Annotated in this window: 15 protein-coding genes; 13 read left to right on the forward strand and 2 right to left on the reverse strand. The window is 63.6% G+C overall.

Going from position 1 to position 14,296, the window contains the following annotated elements; translation table 11 throughout:
* Positions 1-23: 23 nt before the first annotated feature.
* Positions 24-827, reverse strand: a complete 804-nt coding sequence (locus tag ACDA63_RS11540; RefSeq protein ID WP_373663394.1) for an inositol monophosphatase family protein — start codon at positions 825-827, stop codon at positions 24-26.
* Between the two features lie 78 nt (positions 828-905).
* Here ACDA63_RS11540 and ACDA63_RS11545 point away from each other — a divergent pair, with 78 nt between their 5' ends.
* The 11 genes from ACDA63_RS11545 (at position 906) to iscX (ending at position 9,441) form a co-directional block, all read left to right on the forward strand.
* Positions 906-1,670, forward strand: coding sequence for an RNA methyltransferase (locus ACDA63_RS11545; RefSeq protein WP_373663395.1), 765 nt, complete (start codon positions 906-908; stop codon positions 1,668-1,670).
* A 116-nt stretch (positions 1,671-1,786) separates the two neighbouring features.
* Positions 1,787-2,542: a serine O-acetyltransferase gene (cysE, locus tag ACDA63_RS11550; RefSeq protein ID WP_373663396.1), complete on the forward strand. Its 756-nt coding sequence runs from the start codon at positions 1,787-1,789 to the stop codon at positions 2,540-2,542.
* A gap of 105 nt (positions 2,543-2,647) precedes the next feature.
* On the forward strand, positions 2,648-3,130 hold the full coding sequence (gene iscR, locus ACDA63_RS11555) for a Fe-S cluster assembly transcriptional regulator IscR (protein ID WP_373663397.1): 483 nt from the start codon (positions 2,648-2,650) through the stop codon (positions 3,128-3,130).
* 9 nt (positions 3,131-3,139) lie between these two features.
* Positions 3,140-4,291, forward strand: coding sequence for a cysteine desulfurase family protein (locus tag ACDA63_RS11560; protein ID WP_373663398.1), 1,152 nt, complete (start codon positions 3,140-3,142; stop codon positions 4,289-4,291).
* A gap of 36 nt (positions 4,292-4,327) precedes the next feature.
* Complete coding sequence (locus ACDA63_RS11565; RefSeq protein ID WP_373663399.1) at positions 4,328-5,539, forward strand: IscS subfamily cysteine desulfurase; 1,212 nt, start codon at positions 4,328-4,330, stop codon at positions 5,537-5,539.
* 56 nt (positions 5,540-5,595) lie between these two features.
* Positions 5,596-6,006 (forward strand): Fe-S cluster assembly scaffold IscU, encoded by a 411-nt coding sequence (gene iscU, locus ACDA63_RS11570; RefSeq protein ID WP_373663400.1) that lies wholly within the window; start codon positions 5,596-5,598, stop codon positions 6,004-6,006.
* A gap of 17 nt (positions 6,007-6,023) precedes the next feature.
* Positions 6,024-6,347 (forward strand): iron-sulfur cluster assembly protein IscA, encoded by a 324-nt coding sequence (iscA, locus tag ACDA63_RS11575; protein ID WP_373663401.1) that lies wholly within the window; start codon positions 6,024-6,026, stop codon positions 6,345-6,347.
* Between the two features lie 148 nt (positions 6,348-6,495).
* Positions 6,496-6,999 (forward strand): Fe-S protein assembly co-chaperone HscB, encoded by a 504-nt coding sequence (gene hscB / locus ACDA63_RS11580; protein ID WP_373663402.1) that lies wholly within the window; start codon positions 6,496-6,498, stop codon positions 6,997-6,999.
* A gap of 30 nt (positions 7,000-7,029) precedes the next feature.
* On the forward strand, positions 7,030-8,889 hold the full coding sequence (gene hscA / locus ACDA63_RS11585; protein ID WP_373663403.1) for a Fe-S protein assembly chaperone HscA: 1,860 nt from the start codon (positions 7,030-7,032) through the stop codon (positions 8,887-8,889).
* Positions 8,890-8,902: 13 nt separating this feature from the next.
* On the forward strand, positions 8,903-9,250 hold the full coding sequence (gene fdx, locus ACDA63_RS11590) for an ISC system 2Fe-2S type ferredoxin (protein WP_373663404.1): 348 nt from the start codon (positions 8,903-8,905) through the stop codon (positions 9,248-9,250).
* Positions 9,247-9,441: a Fe-S cluster assembly protein IscX gene (gene iscX, locus ACDA63_RS11595; protein WP_373663405.1), complete on the forward strand. Its 195-nt coding sequence runs from the start codon at positions 9,247-9,249 to the stop codon at positions 9,439-9,441. Before fdx ends, iscX begins: the two co-directional genes overlap by 4 nt.
* Before the next feature lie 46 nt (positions 9,442-9,487).
* On the opposite strand, the gene ACDA63_RS11600 is transcribed toward iscX, so the two are convergent.
* Positions 9,488-10,489, reverse strand: a complete 1,002-nt coding sequence (locus ACDA63_RS11600) for a glucokinase (RefSeq protein WP_373663406.1) — start codon at positions 10,487-10,489, stop codon at positions 9,488-9,490.
* A 518-nt stretch (positions 10,490-11,007) separates the two neighbouring features.
* Between ACDA63_RS11600 and edd the strand changes: the two genes are divergently transcribed.
* Together edd and ACDA63_RS11610 are read left to right on the forward strand one after the other, a co-directional pair.
* Positions 11,008-12,834: a phosphogluconate dehydratase gene (gene edd, locus ACDA63_RS11605; protein WP_373663407.1), complete on the forward strand. Its 1,827-nt coding sequence runs from the start codon at positions 11,008-11,010 to the stop codon at positions 12,832-12,834.
* 164 nt (positions 12,835-12,998) lie between these two features.
* Complete coding sequence (locus tag ACDA63_RS11610) at positions 12,999-14,240, forward strand: ABC transporter substrate-binding protein (protein ID WP_373663408.1); 1,242 nt, start codon at positions 12,999-13,001, stop codon at positions 14,238-14,240.
* The last annotated feature ends 56 nt before the right edge of the window (positions 14,241-14,296 follow it).

The raw sequence follows: 14,296 nt of genomic DNA on the forward strand, positions 1-14,296 counted from the left end.
TTCTTCATTTTGTGCGGCGCCAATCAGGCGCGGATGTCACCGCGATGCTGCTGGATGATCGGCAGGATCTGGCCGAAAACCTTCGGCGAGCCCGCGACGACGTTGCCCGTCGACAGGTAATCGGATTCGCCGGCGAAGTCGCTCACCAGACCACCGGCTTCGGAAATCATCAGCGTGCCGGCCGCCATGTCCCAGGGCTGCAGGCCCATTTCGAAGAAGCCGTCGGCGCGGCCACAGGCGACATAGGCCAGGTCGAGTGCTGCAGCGCCCGGACGGCGCAGGCCAGCGGTTTTTTCAGCCAGTTCGCGGAACATGCCGAGGTAGGCGTCCATGTGCGTCATCGACTTGAACGGGAAGCCCGTGAAGATGAGCGATTCGGACAGCCGGGCACGCTTGGAGACGCGCACGCGGCGGTCATTCAGGAAGGCGCCGCGTCCGCGCGATGCGGTGAAGAGTTCGTTACGCGTCGGGTCGTAGATGACGGCTTGCTGCACCACGCCCTTTTCGGCCAGTGCGATGGAAACCGCATATTGCGGGAAGCCGTGGATGAAGTTGGTCGTGCCGTCGAGCGGATCGATGATCCATTGGAAATCGCTGTTGGTGGCGGGGCCGGTCTGGCCGGACTCCTCTGCTAGAATCGCGTGCTCCGGATATGCCTCGCGGATCACTTCGATGATCGCCTGTTCGGCGGCGGCATCCACTTCCGTTACGAAGTCATTGGGCGACTTGGCGCGCACTTGGAGCAGATCGAGGTCCAGCGTGGCGCGGTTGATGATGGTGCCGGCGCGGCGGGCGGCCTTGACGGCAATGTTCAGAGTCGGATGCATGGGCGTCGAACCAGTTCGGGCGTGGCGACCCACAAAAAAGCCGCCGCTGCGTATTCGGAAAACCGGCAATTATAACGTATGACCGATCAAACCCCGATCCCTTCGACCGTAAACACCTTGGACCGCGTGCGCGTCGTGCTGTCGCGACCGAGCCATCCTGGCAATATCGGTGCCGCGGCGCGCGCCCTCAAGACGATGGGCCTGTCGCGCCTGTATCTGGTGCAGCCCAAATCGTTTCCCCATCCGGAAGCCGAGTCACGAGCCTCCGGTGCCACCGACGTGCTGGCGTCCGCCGTGGTGTGCGATTCGCTGGAAGAAGCCCTGACGGGCGTGACGATGGCGGCGGCGCTGACTTCACGTCGGCGCGAACTGGCCGTGCCGATGCAATGGTCGCGCCAGGCGGCGACTACTTTGTCCTCGCAGGCCGGGCAGGGCGCCGAAGTTGCCATGGTGTTCGGCAACGAGACCTACGGCCTGTCCAACGACGAATTGGCCTTATGCCAGTTGCCGGTGATGATCCCGGCCAATCCGGCCTATGCCTCGCTCAACCTCGCGGCAGCCGTACAGTTGATGTGCTACGAACTGCGCATGGCGAGCACCGACCCGGGCGTTGCGCCGGCGGGCATGGAAGGCGAACCGGCGACGGTCGACGAAGTCGAGCAGTTGTACGAGCACTTCCAGCAGGCCATGACGGCCAGCGGTTTTTTCGATCCGGCGAATCCCAAACGGCTCATGCCGCGCTTGCGGCGCATGTTCGGACGCATCCGACTGGAGAAGGACGAGGTCAACATACTGCGCGGAATGCTCAATTTTTTCGAGAAACCGTTCCGCGAGCGCTCTTGACGCCATTTCACGACATTCCTGCCCCGACTTTGCCGTTTTATGGCACTAATAGTTGACCGAAAAAGTCGGGAATCCTACGATAAATTCCCTTTCTGATATCAAGCCGAGTCCGCTAGATGTTTGCCCGTTTACGTGAAGATGCCGCCAGCGTGTTGGCACGCGATCCCGCAGCCCGCAGCATGCTCGAGGTGATCTCGTGTTATCCGGGCTTTCACGCCGTGGCGATGCATCGGGTCGGCAACTGGTTCTGGCGCCACGAATGGCGCCTGCTGGCGCGTTGGGTGTCGCAGTTCTCGCGCTTCATGACCGGCATCGAGATCCACCCGGCCGCACGCATCGGCCGCCGCGTGTTCATCGATCACGGCATGGGTGTCGTGATTGGCGAGACCGCCGAGGTGGGCGACGATTGCACGATCTATCAGGGCGTCACGCTGGGCGGTACCTCGCTGTATCGGGGCGTCAAGCGCCATCCGACGCTGGAGGCCGGCGTGGTGGTGGGCGCCGGCGCGAAAGTGCTCGGCGGTTTCACGGTCGGGCGTGGCGCCAAGATCGGCTCCAACGCTGTTGTGGTCAAGCCGGTGCCCTCCGAGGCGACGGCCGTCGGCAACCCGGCGCGCATCATCGAGCCCGATGCCAAGACGCGCGAGCACAGTCCGGAAGTGCAGGGTTTTTCGGCCTATGGCGTCACGCGCAACATGGACGACCCGCTGGTAAAGGCCGTGCACGCATTGCTCGACCATGCCACGCAACAGGACAAGCGGATCGATACCCTGATGGCACGCCTGAAGGCCGCCGGCCTGTGCGCAGAGTCTGACGACCCCCGCGAAGGCAAGCCATTCGACCATGACTACCTCTCCAAGATCGTTGATTGACGGGCCTTATCAATCCGCTTAATGGCGGCGATTGCTTGACTGTTTTTCTCGGGTATTTTAATCTTGAGAAAATTAATCAGGTATTGACCAGATTCGGAGCTGCAGATGCGACTGACCACTAAAGGGCGATTTGCCGTCACGGCCATGATCGACCTTGGCTTGCGCCAAGGCGACGGCCCGGTGACCCTGGCCGGCATCAGCGAACGGCAGGGCATTTCGCTGTCGTACCTCGAACAACTGTTTGGCAAATTGCGCCGTTACGAACTTGTCACGAGCGTGCGGGGCCCCGGCGGCGGCTATTGCCTGGCACGACCGCTGGAAGAAATCTCGGTGGCGGACATCATCATCGCCGTTGATGAGCCGCTCGACGCCACCCAGTGTGGCGGCAAGGAAAACTGCCACGACGACCGTCGCTGCATGACGCACGATCTGTGGACGAACCTCAACCGCCACATGTTCGACTACCTGCAATCGGTCAATCTGGGCGGCCTGGTCGCGGATCAGAAAAAGCGGGCCGAGCGCGGCATGAGTGTTCTGCACGACGAGCGCAGCCAGTTCCACGAGCCGAGGGAGTCGGCTGCGGCCTGATCGAACGCGATGTTCGCGCCGGCCTATTTCGATGCCAATGCCACCACGCCGCTGGATGCGCGCGTGCTGGATGCGATGCTGCCGTACCTGGGCGCTCGTTTTGGCAATGCGTCGAGCCGGCACGAATACGGCCGGCAGGCGCGTGCGGCGATCGATACGGCGCGCCAACAAGTGGCCGTGGCGGTGGGGGCGCATCCGACCGAACTGGTATTCACCAGCGGCGGGTCCGAAGCCAACAACCTTTTCATCAAGGGGGCTGCAGCCAGCCGCAAACCCGGTGTGATGGCGATTGGCGCAACCGAGCACCCCTGTGTGCGGCTGCCTGCGCTGCATGTGCAGCAGCATGGCTGGCGCGTGGTGCAGTTGATGCCGGATGCTGACGGGCAGGTCAACGTGGATGCCGCGGTGGCGTTGATCGTGCAGGACCGGCCGGCGGTGGTGTCGGTGATGCTGGCCAACAACGAGACCGGCGCGATCAACGACATCGCGCCGATTGCGGCGGCAACGCGACAAGCGGGTGGATGGTTCCACACCGATGCGGTGCAGGCGCTGGGCAAGATGCCGGTCGATTTTCGCGGTCTTGGCGTACACGCGATGACACTGTCGTCGCACAAGATTTATGGCCCCATCGGGGCAGGCGCGCTGGTGATGGACAAGCGCGTCGATGTGCCGGCGCTCATCGCGGGCGGCGGACAGGAACGTGGCCTGCGGGCGGGTACCGAAAACCTCGCGGCGATCGTCGGCTTCGGCGTCGCGGCCGAGCTGGCGGTGGCCGAAATGTCTGAGCGCACCGCACGACAACGCGCGGCGCGCGATGTGTTCGAAAACGGCTTGGGCGCCATCGGCGCACAAGTGTTCGGGGCGGCGGCAGATCGTTTGCCCAACACGAGCTTTTTCGCTTTCGAGCACATCGATGGCGAAACGCTGGTCGCCAAGCTGGATCGAGCCGGATTTGCGGTAGCAAGCGGCTCGGCGTGTTCGAGCGCCGATGCCGAGCCTTCGCGAACGTTGCTGGCGATGGGGGTGGAGCCCGGACTGGCGCGTGGTGCGGTGCGAGTGAGCATGCCGCACGATGTAGAACTGAACGATGTGGACCGGTTGCTGCGGGCGTTGAAGCAGACGGTCGATGAGTTGAAACACCTGGCTGCGGTAGCCATCTAAATAGATAGCTAGGCAGCAGAAGCCCTGGAGCGAGAGATGTCGAAGTTTCCGATTTATCTGGATTATTCCGCCACCACGCCGGTCGACCCGCGCGTGGCGCAGAAGATGATCCCGTACCTGACCGAAATGTACGGTAACCCGGCAAGCCGTTCGCATTCGCTGGGCTGGGCCGCGGAAGAGGCGGTCGAGTGGTCGCGCGAGCAGGTCGCCGCCCTCGTCAATGCCGACCCGAAGGAGATCATCTGGACTTCCGGTGCGACTGAGTCGGACAACCTCGCCATCAAGGGCGCGGCGAATTTCTACGCCTCCAAGGGCAAGCACATCATCACCGTCAAGACCGAACACAAGGCGGTGCTCGATACCTTCCGCGAACTTGAACGCGTCGGTTTCGAAGCGACCTACCTCGATGTGCAGGAAAACGGTCTGCTTGACCTCGAAGTGCTCAAGGCGGCCATCCGCCCGGACACCACGCTGGTGTCGGTAATGATGGTGAACAACGAGATCGGCGTGGTGCAGGACATCGAAGCCATCGGCGAAATCTGCCGCGCCAAGGGCATCATCTTCCACGTCGACGCGGCGCAGGCGACCGGCAAGGTAGAGATCGACCTGCAAAAGCTGAAGGTCGATCTGATGTCGTTCTCGGCCCACAAGACCTATGGCCCGAAGGGTATTGGCGCACTGTACGTCCGTCGCAAGCCGCGCGTGCGCCTCGAAGCACAGATGCACGGCGGCGGCCACGAGCGCGGTCTGCGTTCGGGCACGCTCGCCACGCACCAGATCGTCGGCATGGGTGAAGCCTTCCGCATCGCGAAGGAGGAAATGGCCTCCGAAAACGAACGCATCGGCAAACTGCGCGACAAACTGCTGGCTGGCCTGTCCGATATGGACGAGGTGTACGTCAACGGCGACCTGCAGCACCGTGTGCCGCACAACCTGAACGTGAGCTTCAACTTCGTCGAAGGCGAATCGCTGATCATGGCAGTCAAGGAACTGGCCGTATCGTCGGGTTCGGCCTGCACGTCGGCCTCGCTGGAACCGTCGTACGTACTGCGCGCCCTGGGCCGCAACGACGAGCTGGCGCACAGCTCGATCCGCTTTACCATCGGCCGCTTCACGACCGAAGAAGAAATCGACTACACGGTCGACCTGCTGCACAAGAAGATCGGCAAATTGCGCGAACTCTCGCCCCTGTGGGAGATGCACCAGGATGGCGTCGATCTGAACACCGTCCAGTGGGCGGCACACTGATTTAACGAGCAATGCGCGGCCTGCGGGCACGCGCGTTGCGACGAAGGAGCAATACCATGGCATACAGCGAAAAAGTTCTGGACCACTACGAAAACCCGCGTAACGTCGGCTCGTTCGCCAAGGACGACGGCGCAGTGGGCACCGGCATGGTCGGCGCCCCGGCGTGCGGTGACGTGATGAAGTTGCAGATCAAGGTCAATCCCCAAACCGGCGTGATCGAGGATGCCAAGTTCAAGACCTACGGCTGCGGCTCGGCCATTGCGTCGAGTTCGCTGGTGACCGAATGGGTCAAGGGCAAGACGCTCGACGAAGCGGTCAACATCAAGAACACGGCAATCGCCGAAGAGCTGGCCCTGCCGCCGGTGAAGATCCACTGCTCGATCCTCGCCGAAGACGCCATCAAGGCGGCTGTCGAGGATTACCGCAAGAAGCACGGTCAGGCCGACGACAAGGCCGAAGCAGCGTAAGCAGGAGATTTGCAACAATGGCAGTCACTCTTTCGGAAGCGGCAGCACGCCACATCAATAACTTCCTGACCCGTCGCGGCAAGGGCGTGGGCATTCGCCTGGGCGTGAAGACATCCGGCTGCTCGGGCATGGCCTACAAGCTCGAATACGCCGACGAAGTGGCCGGCGAAGACCTCGTCTTCGAGAGCTTCGGCGTCAAGGTGCTGGTCGATCCGAAAAGCCTGCCGTACATCGACGGCACCGAACTCGACTTCGCGCGCGAGGGCTTGAACGAAGGGTTCAAGTTCAATAACCCGAACGTCAAGAACGAGTGCGGCTGCGGCGAGAGCTTCCACGTCTGACGGGCTGCCGCCAATGCTACGCGCGGGCCCGGCTCGCGCTAGAATTGCGCCCTTGTGACTTTTGACTGTGCGGCAGGCTGTCGCGCAGTAATCGCCCGGACATTTCCCTCGCCCCGCCGGTGGACCGACCCCGGCGGGGCGTTTGACTATGCAAGACTATTTCTCTTTGTTTGGCTTGCCGGAACGCTACGCGCTGGACTCAGGCCAGCTCGAAGCCGCCTATCGCAAGGTGCAGGCGCAAGTGCACCCGGACCGCTTCGCGCATCGTCCCGAAGGCGAGCGTCGCGTGGCCATGCAGTGGGCTACGCTGGCCAACGAGGCGTACCGGGCGTTGCGCAATCCGCTCACGCGCGGGCGCTACCTGCTATCGCGGCGTGGTACCGAAATCGATGCCGAGCGCAATACGGCGATGTCGCCGGCGTTCCTGATGCAGCAGATGGAATGGCGCGAGGCAGTCGAAGACGCGCAGGGCGATGCCGTCGCATTGGCCGATCTGCTCGACCGCATGCAGGAAGAAGAACAGGCGATGTTCCAACAGCTTGGCCGCCAGCTCGATGTGTCCGACGACTCGGCGGGCGCAGCCGAAACCGTGCGCCGCCTGATGTTCATCGAGCGGCTGCGCAGCGAGATCGAAGACGCCATGGCGGTCTGATCACCGCATATTCAAGACGAAACGATAGAGATGGCACTGTTACAACTGTCCGAACCGGGCGAGACGCCCGAACCACACCAGCATCGTCGCGCGGTCGGTATCGACCTGGGCACGACCAATTCGCTGGTGGCGACCGTGCGTCATTCTCTGCCTGAATGCCTCGTGGGCGATGAGTGCGGCATCCTGCTGCCTTCCGTGGTGCGTTATCTGTCCGGTGGCGAGGTCATCGTCGGCAGTCGCGCCGCGGCCGAGCAGGCGGCTGATTCACGCAACACGATCGCCTCGGTCAAGCGCCTCATGGGGCGTGGGCTGGCCGATACCGAACCGGCGCTGCGCGCCCGCTACGATCTGGTCGACACGGGCGGCATGGTACGTATCAACACCGTGGCGGGACAGGTCACGCCGGTCGAAGTGTCGGCGGAAATCCTGCGCGTGCTGCGCGAACGTGCCGAAGCTTCGCTGGGCGGCGATCTGGTCGGTGCGGTGATCACCGTGCCGGCGTATTTCGACGACGCGCAACGCCAGGCCACCAAGGACGCCGCGCGTCTGGCCGGCATCAACGTGCTGCGCCTGCTCAACGAGCCGACCGCGGCGGCCATCGCCTATGGGCTGGATAACGCCGCCGAAGGCGTCTATGCCGTGTATGACCTCGGCGGCGGCACGCTCGATTGCTCGATCCTGAAGCTCTCGCGCGGTGTGTTTGAAGTCATGGCCACCAGCGGCGACTCCGCGCTGGGCGGGGATGACTTCGACCAGGCCCTGGCCGACTGGCTGGCGCATGAAGTGGGGGAGGGCGACGTCGCCTCGCGCGGCATCATGGTCGAAGCGCGCCGCGTCAAGGAAGTGCTCACGCGCGAATCAGAAACGGTCGCCCGCGTACCGCTGGCAGGCGGTGGCGTGCGTGAATTGCCGGTGTCCGCTGCTTTCTTCCAGGCGCTGACCCGCTCGCTGGTGGAGCGCACGCTCAATCCGATCCGCAAGGCGCTGCGCGACGCCAGCGTGAAGACCGACGACGTGCAGGCTGTCGTGATGGTGGGCGGTGCGACGCGCATGCCGCACGTGCGTGCCGCCGTCGAAGAATTCTTCAAGCGCGAACCGTTCACCGACATCGACCCGGATAAGGTCGTTGCCATTGGCGCCGCAATCCAGGCCAACATACTCGCCGGCAATCGCCGCGCAGGCGAAGACTGGCTGTTGCTCGACGTGACGCCGCTGTCGCTCGGGCTCGAAACCATGGGCGGCCTGGTCGAGAAGATCATTCCGCGCAATTCCACCATCCCCACCGCCAAGGCGCAGGAATTCACCACCTATCGCGACGGCCAGACCGCCATGGCGATTCACGTGGTGCAGGGCGAGCGCGAACTGGTGAGCGATTGTCGTTCGCTGGCGCGTTTCGAGTTGCGCGACATCCCTCCGCTGGTGGCGGGTGCCGCGCGCATCCGGGTGACTTTCCAGGTCGACGCCGACGGACTCCTGTCGGTGTCGGCGCGCGAACAATCGACCGGCATCGAAGCCGGTGTCACCGTCAAGCCCAGCTATGGGCTGTCAGATGACGAAGTCACGGCAATGCTCAAGGCCGGTTTCGAACATGCCGGCGAGGATATGCACGCGCGTGCACTGCGCGAGCAACAGGTCGAAGCCGAACGCCTGATCGAAGCCACGCACGTGGCAATGCGTGAAGATGCCGATCTGCTCGATGCCAACGAGAAGACCGCAATCGAATCGAGCATCGCGGCCCTCCAGGCGCTTGCCGCCGGCAACGACGCGCAGGCCGTAAAGGCTGGTGTCGAAGCGCTCTCGCAAGCCACCGCCGACTTTGCCGCGCGTCGCATGGACAAGGCGATCCGCCAGGCGCTGGCGGGCAACCGCATCGACAATTTGCCCGTGTAAGGGAAACGGATTCATGACACAAATCGTTGTACTGCCGCACGTTGAACTGTGCCCCGAAGGTGCTGTGATCGAAGGCCGCGAAGGCCAGTCGATCTGCGACGCGCTGCTCGATGCCGGTATCGAAATCGAACACGCATGCGAGAAATCCTGCGCCTGCACGACGTGCCACGTCATCGTGCGCGAAGGCTTCAACTCGCTCGAACCGGCCGAAGACATCGAAGAAGACCTGCTCGACAAAGCCTGGGGCCTGGAAGCCAACTCGCGCCTGTCATGCCAGGCCCTCGTCGACACCACCCCGCTGGTCGTCGAAATTCCGCGCTATACCATCAACATGGTGAGCGAAGGAGGCAAGAAGAAATGAAGTGGACCGATTCCCTGGAGATCGCCATCGCACTGTCCGAAGCCAGGCCGGACGTTGACCCGACGCGGGTGAACTTTGTCGATCTGATGAAGTGGGTGATGGAATTGCCCGAGTTCGATGATGATCCCAAGCATTGCGGCGAGCGTATCCTCGAGGCCATTCAGGCAGCCTGGATCGAAGAAGTCGAATGATCACAAAGGCGCCCGAGGGCGCCTTTTTCACGGGTGTCGCGCGGCCTTACAACTGCTGGTAGGCGCGATGCCGCAGCGCGTATTCGAGTGCGACCGACGAGCCGATCAAGGCGGGGTATTTGGCGGTGATGACGAAGGTCGGAATGCGCGCGAGGTACTGCGAAAAACGCCCCTTGGTCTCGAACCGGCTGCGGAAGGGGGATTGCAGGAAGAAGTCCCCCAGCTTCGGTACGATGCCGCCGCCGATGTAGATGCCGCCGAAAGCGCCGAGCGTCAACGCCAGATCGGCTGCAGCGGTGGCAAGCAGCGCACAGAACATGTTGACCGTGTCGACGCATAGCTTGTCGCTGCCATTGACGGCCTTCTCGCGGATGGCTGGCGCGTCGAGCGGTTCGACCTTCTGACTGCGGGTTTCGGCCAATGCGAGGTACAACGCCGCCATGCCGGGGCCCGAGACGGCACGCTCTGCCGACACGTGCGGATAGCGCCGCATGAGCGCCTGCAGAACGGCCAGTTCCTCGTCGGTCTGGCCCGATAGCGTGACGTGCCCGCCTTCGCCCTGCAGTGGCGTGTAGTGGCCGCCGGGGTAGGGAATCAGGCCCGAAACGCCCAGCCCCGTGCCCGGGCCGATGACACCGATGGGCGCACCCTTGACGGCCTCGCCGCCGCCGACCGCGTAGCGTTCGTCCTCTCCGAGGTGGGGGAGCGACAGCGCCAGTGCGGTGAAGTCATTGATGAAGATGAGTTCTTTCAGCCCGATCGCCTTGCGTTCGGCCTCGATCGAAAACGCCCACGTGTGGTTGGTCATGCGAATGGCATCGCCCGTCACCGGGTTGGCAATGCCGATCGCCCCTGAGTGCGGCGTGGGCAGCCCATGGCGGGCCAGGTAGGCCTTGATGGCGTCGGCCGGACCGCTGTAATCGGCGCAGGGCAGCGTGTCGATGTTCTCGATGGTGGCGCCGGGGCCGGCGATGACGGCAAAGCGTGCGTTGGTGCCGCCCACGTCGCCGACGAGTCTGGGGTAGGTGTCGAGGTCGGAAGCGCTCATGGTCGTCTCTCTCGTTGGTGCGGTCTCATGCGATGCCCGAGGATGGCTCGCGGGTCTCCGAAGTATAGGGTGTTGCTTGATCTCTCTGCGTCGTCCGTACTGGCTGCGCGTTGTCGCACGCTTGCCGAATGTCATGGTGACCGGGATTCGCATGTGCCGCGCTGAGCGAATCACAGTGAATCTGTCGCCGCCGGTGGCGTCGGACGGCTATCGTGTACGGATCGCGCGATGCGCAGGGTCTGGCGAGTATAGGGAGTAAAACTACACGTCCGCAATCTGGGTTGCGGGTAAACCGTTAGCAAAGCATGCCGGTTGATCGCCCCGGAAAGCGCCGCCAAGTGCGACATAACTGCACGGTTTTGTTCCAAAACATGGCTTTGTACGCATGCAGGGCCAGCCGTTTCATCGAGTATTCATAGAACTGTTTCGTCCATAAATTTGTGTTGCGGCCCGTTTGTAGTGATACTACACTTCGATCGGGCTAATTGATATCAGTCAACTAGCGAGCGAGTGCCAGCATGAGCAACCACAGCAAAATCCAGGAAGTCACCGAACGTATCGTTGAACGCAGCCGGGAGCGGCGCCAGCGCTATCTGGCCCGTCTGGATGCGGCGATTCCGCATTCGCCGTATCGCGGCCAGCTTTCGTGCACGAACCTCGCCCATGGTTTTGCCGCCAGCCCGCAGGAAGACAAGCTGCGCATCATGGCGCTGCGTGCTCCCAACGTCGGCATCGTCACGGCCTACAACGACATGCTGTCGGCGCACCAGCCCTTCGGCGCCTATCCCGAGATCATCAAGAGCGCAGCGCGCGAAGTCGGCGCCACGGCGCAGGTGGCCGGCGGCGTGCCGGCGATGTGCGACGGCATCACGCAGGGCCAGCCCGGCATGGAGCTGTCGCTGTTCTCGCGCGACGTCATCGCCATGGGGACGGCGGTCGCGCTGTCGCACAACATGTTCGACGCGGCGCTGTGCCTGGGCATCTGCGACAAGATCGTGCCGGGCCTCTTGATCGGCGCGCTGCGCTTTGGGCACTTGCCATTCATATTCGTGCCGGGCGGGCCGATGCCTTCCGGCATTCCGAATGAAATGAAAGCCAAGGTCCGCCAGCGTTACGCGGCGGGCGAGGTCGGCAAGGATGCGCTGCTCGAATCCGAATCGCAGTCCTACCACGCGCCGGGCACGTGTACTTTCTACGGCACCGCCAACAGCAACCAGATGCTCATGGAAATCATGGGCCTGCACATGCCGGGTGCGGCTTTCGTGCATCCGAACACGCCGTTGCGCGAAGCCTTGACCCGCGCCGCTACGCAGCGTGCCGTGGCGATCGCCAAGGACGGCAACGAATTCACCCCCATCGGCCGCGTCATCGACGAGCGGGCCATCGTCAATGGCATCGTCGGCCTGCTGGCCACGGGCGGTTCGACCAATCACACGCTGCATCTGGTCGCCATCGCACGCGCGGCGGGCATCGTCATCGACTGGAGCGATTTTGAAGCGCTGTCGCACGTCGTGCCGCTGCTGGCAAAGGTGTATCCGAACGGCTCGGCCGACGTGAATCAGTTCCACGAAGCGGGCGGCATGGGCTTCCTGATCCGTGAACTGCTGTCTGCGGAATTGCTGCATGCCGACGTCACCACCGTGGCCGGAAAAGGGCTGGCCGCCTATGCGCAGGCGCCGCAACTGGACGCCACCGGCAAGCTCGGCTGGCATGCGGCACCCGCCACCAGCGGCGACCCGGCGGTGCTCGCCACGCATGCGCAGCCATTCAGTGCGGACGGCGGCCTGCGCCTGCTGCAGGGCAACCTTGGTCGCGCAGTCATCAAGGTTTCCGCCGTCAAGCCGCAGCACCGCCTGGTACGCGCACCGGCCCGGGTATTCGACGGGCAGGAGCAACTCATTGCCGCCTACAAGGCCGGTGAGCTCAATCACGATTTCGTCGCGGTGATCCGCTTCCAGGGCCCGCAGGCCAATGGCATGCCGGAACTGCACCAGCTCACGCCGACGCTGGCCAACATCCTGGATAAGGGCTTCATGACCGCACTGGTGACCGATGGCCGCATGTCGGGTGCTTCCGGCAAGGTGCCGGCCGCGATCCACGTGACGCCCGAAGCGGCCGCCGGCGGGCCGCTGGCGCGTGTGAAGGATGGCGACATCGTGGTAGTCGACGCTGAAGCCGGCCAGTTGTACGTGGAAGTGCCGGCGGCCGATTTCGATGCGCGCGCCGCCGCCACCTTCGACGTGAGTGCTCCGCAATACGGCCTGGGGCGCGATCTGTTCGGCAACTTCCGCCGCACCGTGGGCGGGGCCGAGGCGGGCGCTTCGGTATTGACGCTGGAGGACTGATATACCCCGGGGCGGCCGGTCACGGGACAGTCCGCCCTTTCAAAAAAAACACCGGCCCGAGCCGGGGGCAACACGATTCTTGAATCACCCGTCGCATGTCGCGGCGGGCGTTGAGCGTGTAGTGCGGTGGCAACAAGCCGCGCAAACCCAAAGGAGCGACAGAGATGACACGAATGAAGCTGGCGGCCATCGCCGTGGCCGGCCTGGGGCTGAGCGCCGCCCAGGCCGCCGATATCGAAGTGCTGCACTGGTGGACTTCCGGTGGCGAGGCCAAGTCGGCGGCCGAACTCAAGAAGATGCTCGAAGCCAAGGGCGACAAGTGGAAGGACTTTGCCGTGGCCGGTGGCGGTGGCGAAAACGCCATGACCGTGCTGAAGAGCCGCGTGGTGTCGGGCAAGGCCCCGACCGCGGCGCAGGTGAAGGGCCCGAGCATCCAGGAGTGGGGCGCCGAGGGCGTGCTCGCCAATCTCGATCCGATCGCCAAGGCGGGCAACTGGGACAGCCTGTTGCCCGGCGTGGTTGCCAACGTCATGAAGTACAAGGGCAACTACGTGGCGGTGCCGGTCAATGTGCACCGCGTGAACTGGATGTGGGTGAATCCCGAAGTATTCAAGAAGGCCGGCGCGACGGTGCCGAAGACCTGGGCGGATTTTCCCGCAGCGGCCGAGAAGCTCCAGAAGGCCGGTTTCATCCCCGTGGCGCACGGCGGCCAGCCGTGGCAGGACTTCACCGTGTTTGAATCCGTCGTGCTGGGCGTGGGCGGGCCGAAGTTCTACCAGGACGCCTTGGTCAAACTCGACCAGAAGGCCCTGACCAGTCCGACCATGGAAAAGTCCTTCGATACGCTGCGCCAGGTGCACAAGTACATCGACAAGGACGCCGCCAACCGCGACTGGAACCTTGCCACGGCGATGGTCATCAACGGCAAGGCCGGCATGCAGTTCATGGGTGACTGGGCCAAGGGCGAATTCACCGCCGCCGGCAAGGTGCCGGGCAAGGATTATCTGTGCATGCCCGCGCCGGGCACCGAGCACGCATTCACCTTCAACATCGACAGCTTCATCATCTTCAAGCAGTCGGGCGCCGACGCGCAGAAGGCACAGAGCGACTTTGCCACGGCTGTGATGAGCCCGGAGTTCCAGGAGGTGTTCAACCTCAACAAGGGGTCGATCCCGGTGCGTAGCGGTGTGTCGATGGCCAAGTTCGACGATTGCGCCAAGATGTCGGCAAAGGATTTCGCCGACGACGCCAAGGCCGGTTCGCTCGTGCCGTCGATCGCTCACCAGATGGCGGTTCCCGCGGCCACCACCGGCGCCATGCAGGACGTTGTGACCGCGTTCTTCAACTCCAACCAGTCGTCCAAGGACGCCGTCGCCAAGCTGGCGGCAGCCGCCAAGACGAAGTAATCGCGCAGATGGAAGGGCGTCGGCGGTGCCGGCGCCCGTCACACTGGTGGGGATCG

The organism is Uliginosibacterium sp. sgz301328 (assembly GCF_041807905.1).
Lineage (GTDB): Bacteria > Pseudomonadota > Gammaproteobacteria > Burkholderiales > Rhodocyclaceae > JBGVSA01.

What these genes read in the sequence shown, in the direction of transcription:
- ACDA63_RS11540 (WP_373663394.1), bottom strand. Translation starts at nt 827, where the DNA reads ATGCATCCGACTCTGAACATTGCCGTCAAGGCCGCCCGCCGCGCCGGC.
- ACDA63_RS11545 (WP_373663395.1), top strand. Translation starts at nt 906, where the DNA reads ATGACCGATCAAACCCCGATCCCTTCGACCGTAAACACCTTGGACCGC.
- cysE (WP_373663396.1), top strand. Translation starts at nt 1,787, where the DNA reads ATGTTTGCCCGTTTACGTGAAGATGCCGCCAGCGTGTTGGCACGCGAT.
- iscR (WP_373663397.1), top strand. Translation starts at nt 2,648, where the DNA reads ATGCGACTGACCACTAAAGGGCGATTTGCCGTCACGGCCATGATCGAC.
- ACDA63_RS11560 (WP_373663398.1), top strand. Translation starts at nt 3,140, where the DNA reads ATGTTCGCGCCGGCCTATTTCGATGCCAATGCCACCACGCCGCTGGAT.
- ACDA63_RS11565 (WP_373663399.1), top strand. Translation starts at nt 4,328, where the DNA reads ATGTCGAAGTTTCCGATTTATCTGGATTATTCCGCCACCACGCCGGTC.
- iscU (WP_373663400.1), top strand. Translation starts at nt 5,596, where the DNA reads ATGGCATACAGCGAAAAAGTTCTGGACCACTACGAAAACCCGCGTAAC.
- iscA (WP_373663401.1), top strand. Translation starts at nt 6,024, where the DNA reads ATGGCAGTCACTCTTTCGGAAGCGGCAGCACGCCACATCAATAACTTC.
- hscB (WP_373663402.1), top strand. Translation starts at nt 6,496, where the DNA reads ATGCAAGACTATTTCTCTTTGTTTGGCTTGCCGGAACGCTACGCGCTG.
- hscA (WP_373663403.1), top strand. Translation starts at nt 7,030, where the DNA reads ATGGCACTGTTACAACTGTCCGAACCGGGCGAGACGCCCGAACCACAC.
- fdx (WP_373663404.1), top strand. Translation starts at nt 8,903, where the DNA reads ATGACACAAATCGTTGTACTGCCGCACGTTGAACTGTGCCCCGAAGGT.
- iscX (WP_373663405.1), top strand. Translation starts at nt 9,247, where the DNA reads ATGAAGTGGACCGATTCCCTGGAGATCGCCATCGCACTGTCCGAAGCC.
- ACDA63_RS11600 (WP_373663406.1), bottom strand. Translation starts at nt 10,489, where the DNA reads ATGAGCGCTTCCGACCTCGACACCTACCCCAGACTCGTCGGCGACGTG.
- edd (WP_373663407.1), top strand. Translation starts at nt 11,008, where the DNA reads ATGAGCAACCACAGCAAAATCCAGGAAGTCACCGAACGTATCGTTGAA.
- ACDA63_RS11610 (WP_373663408.1), top strand. Translation starts at nt 12,999, where the DNA reads ATGACACGAATGAAGCTGGCGGCCATCGCCGTGGCCGGCCTGGGGCTG.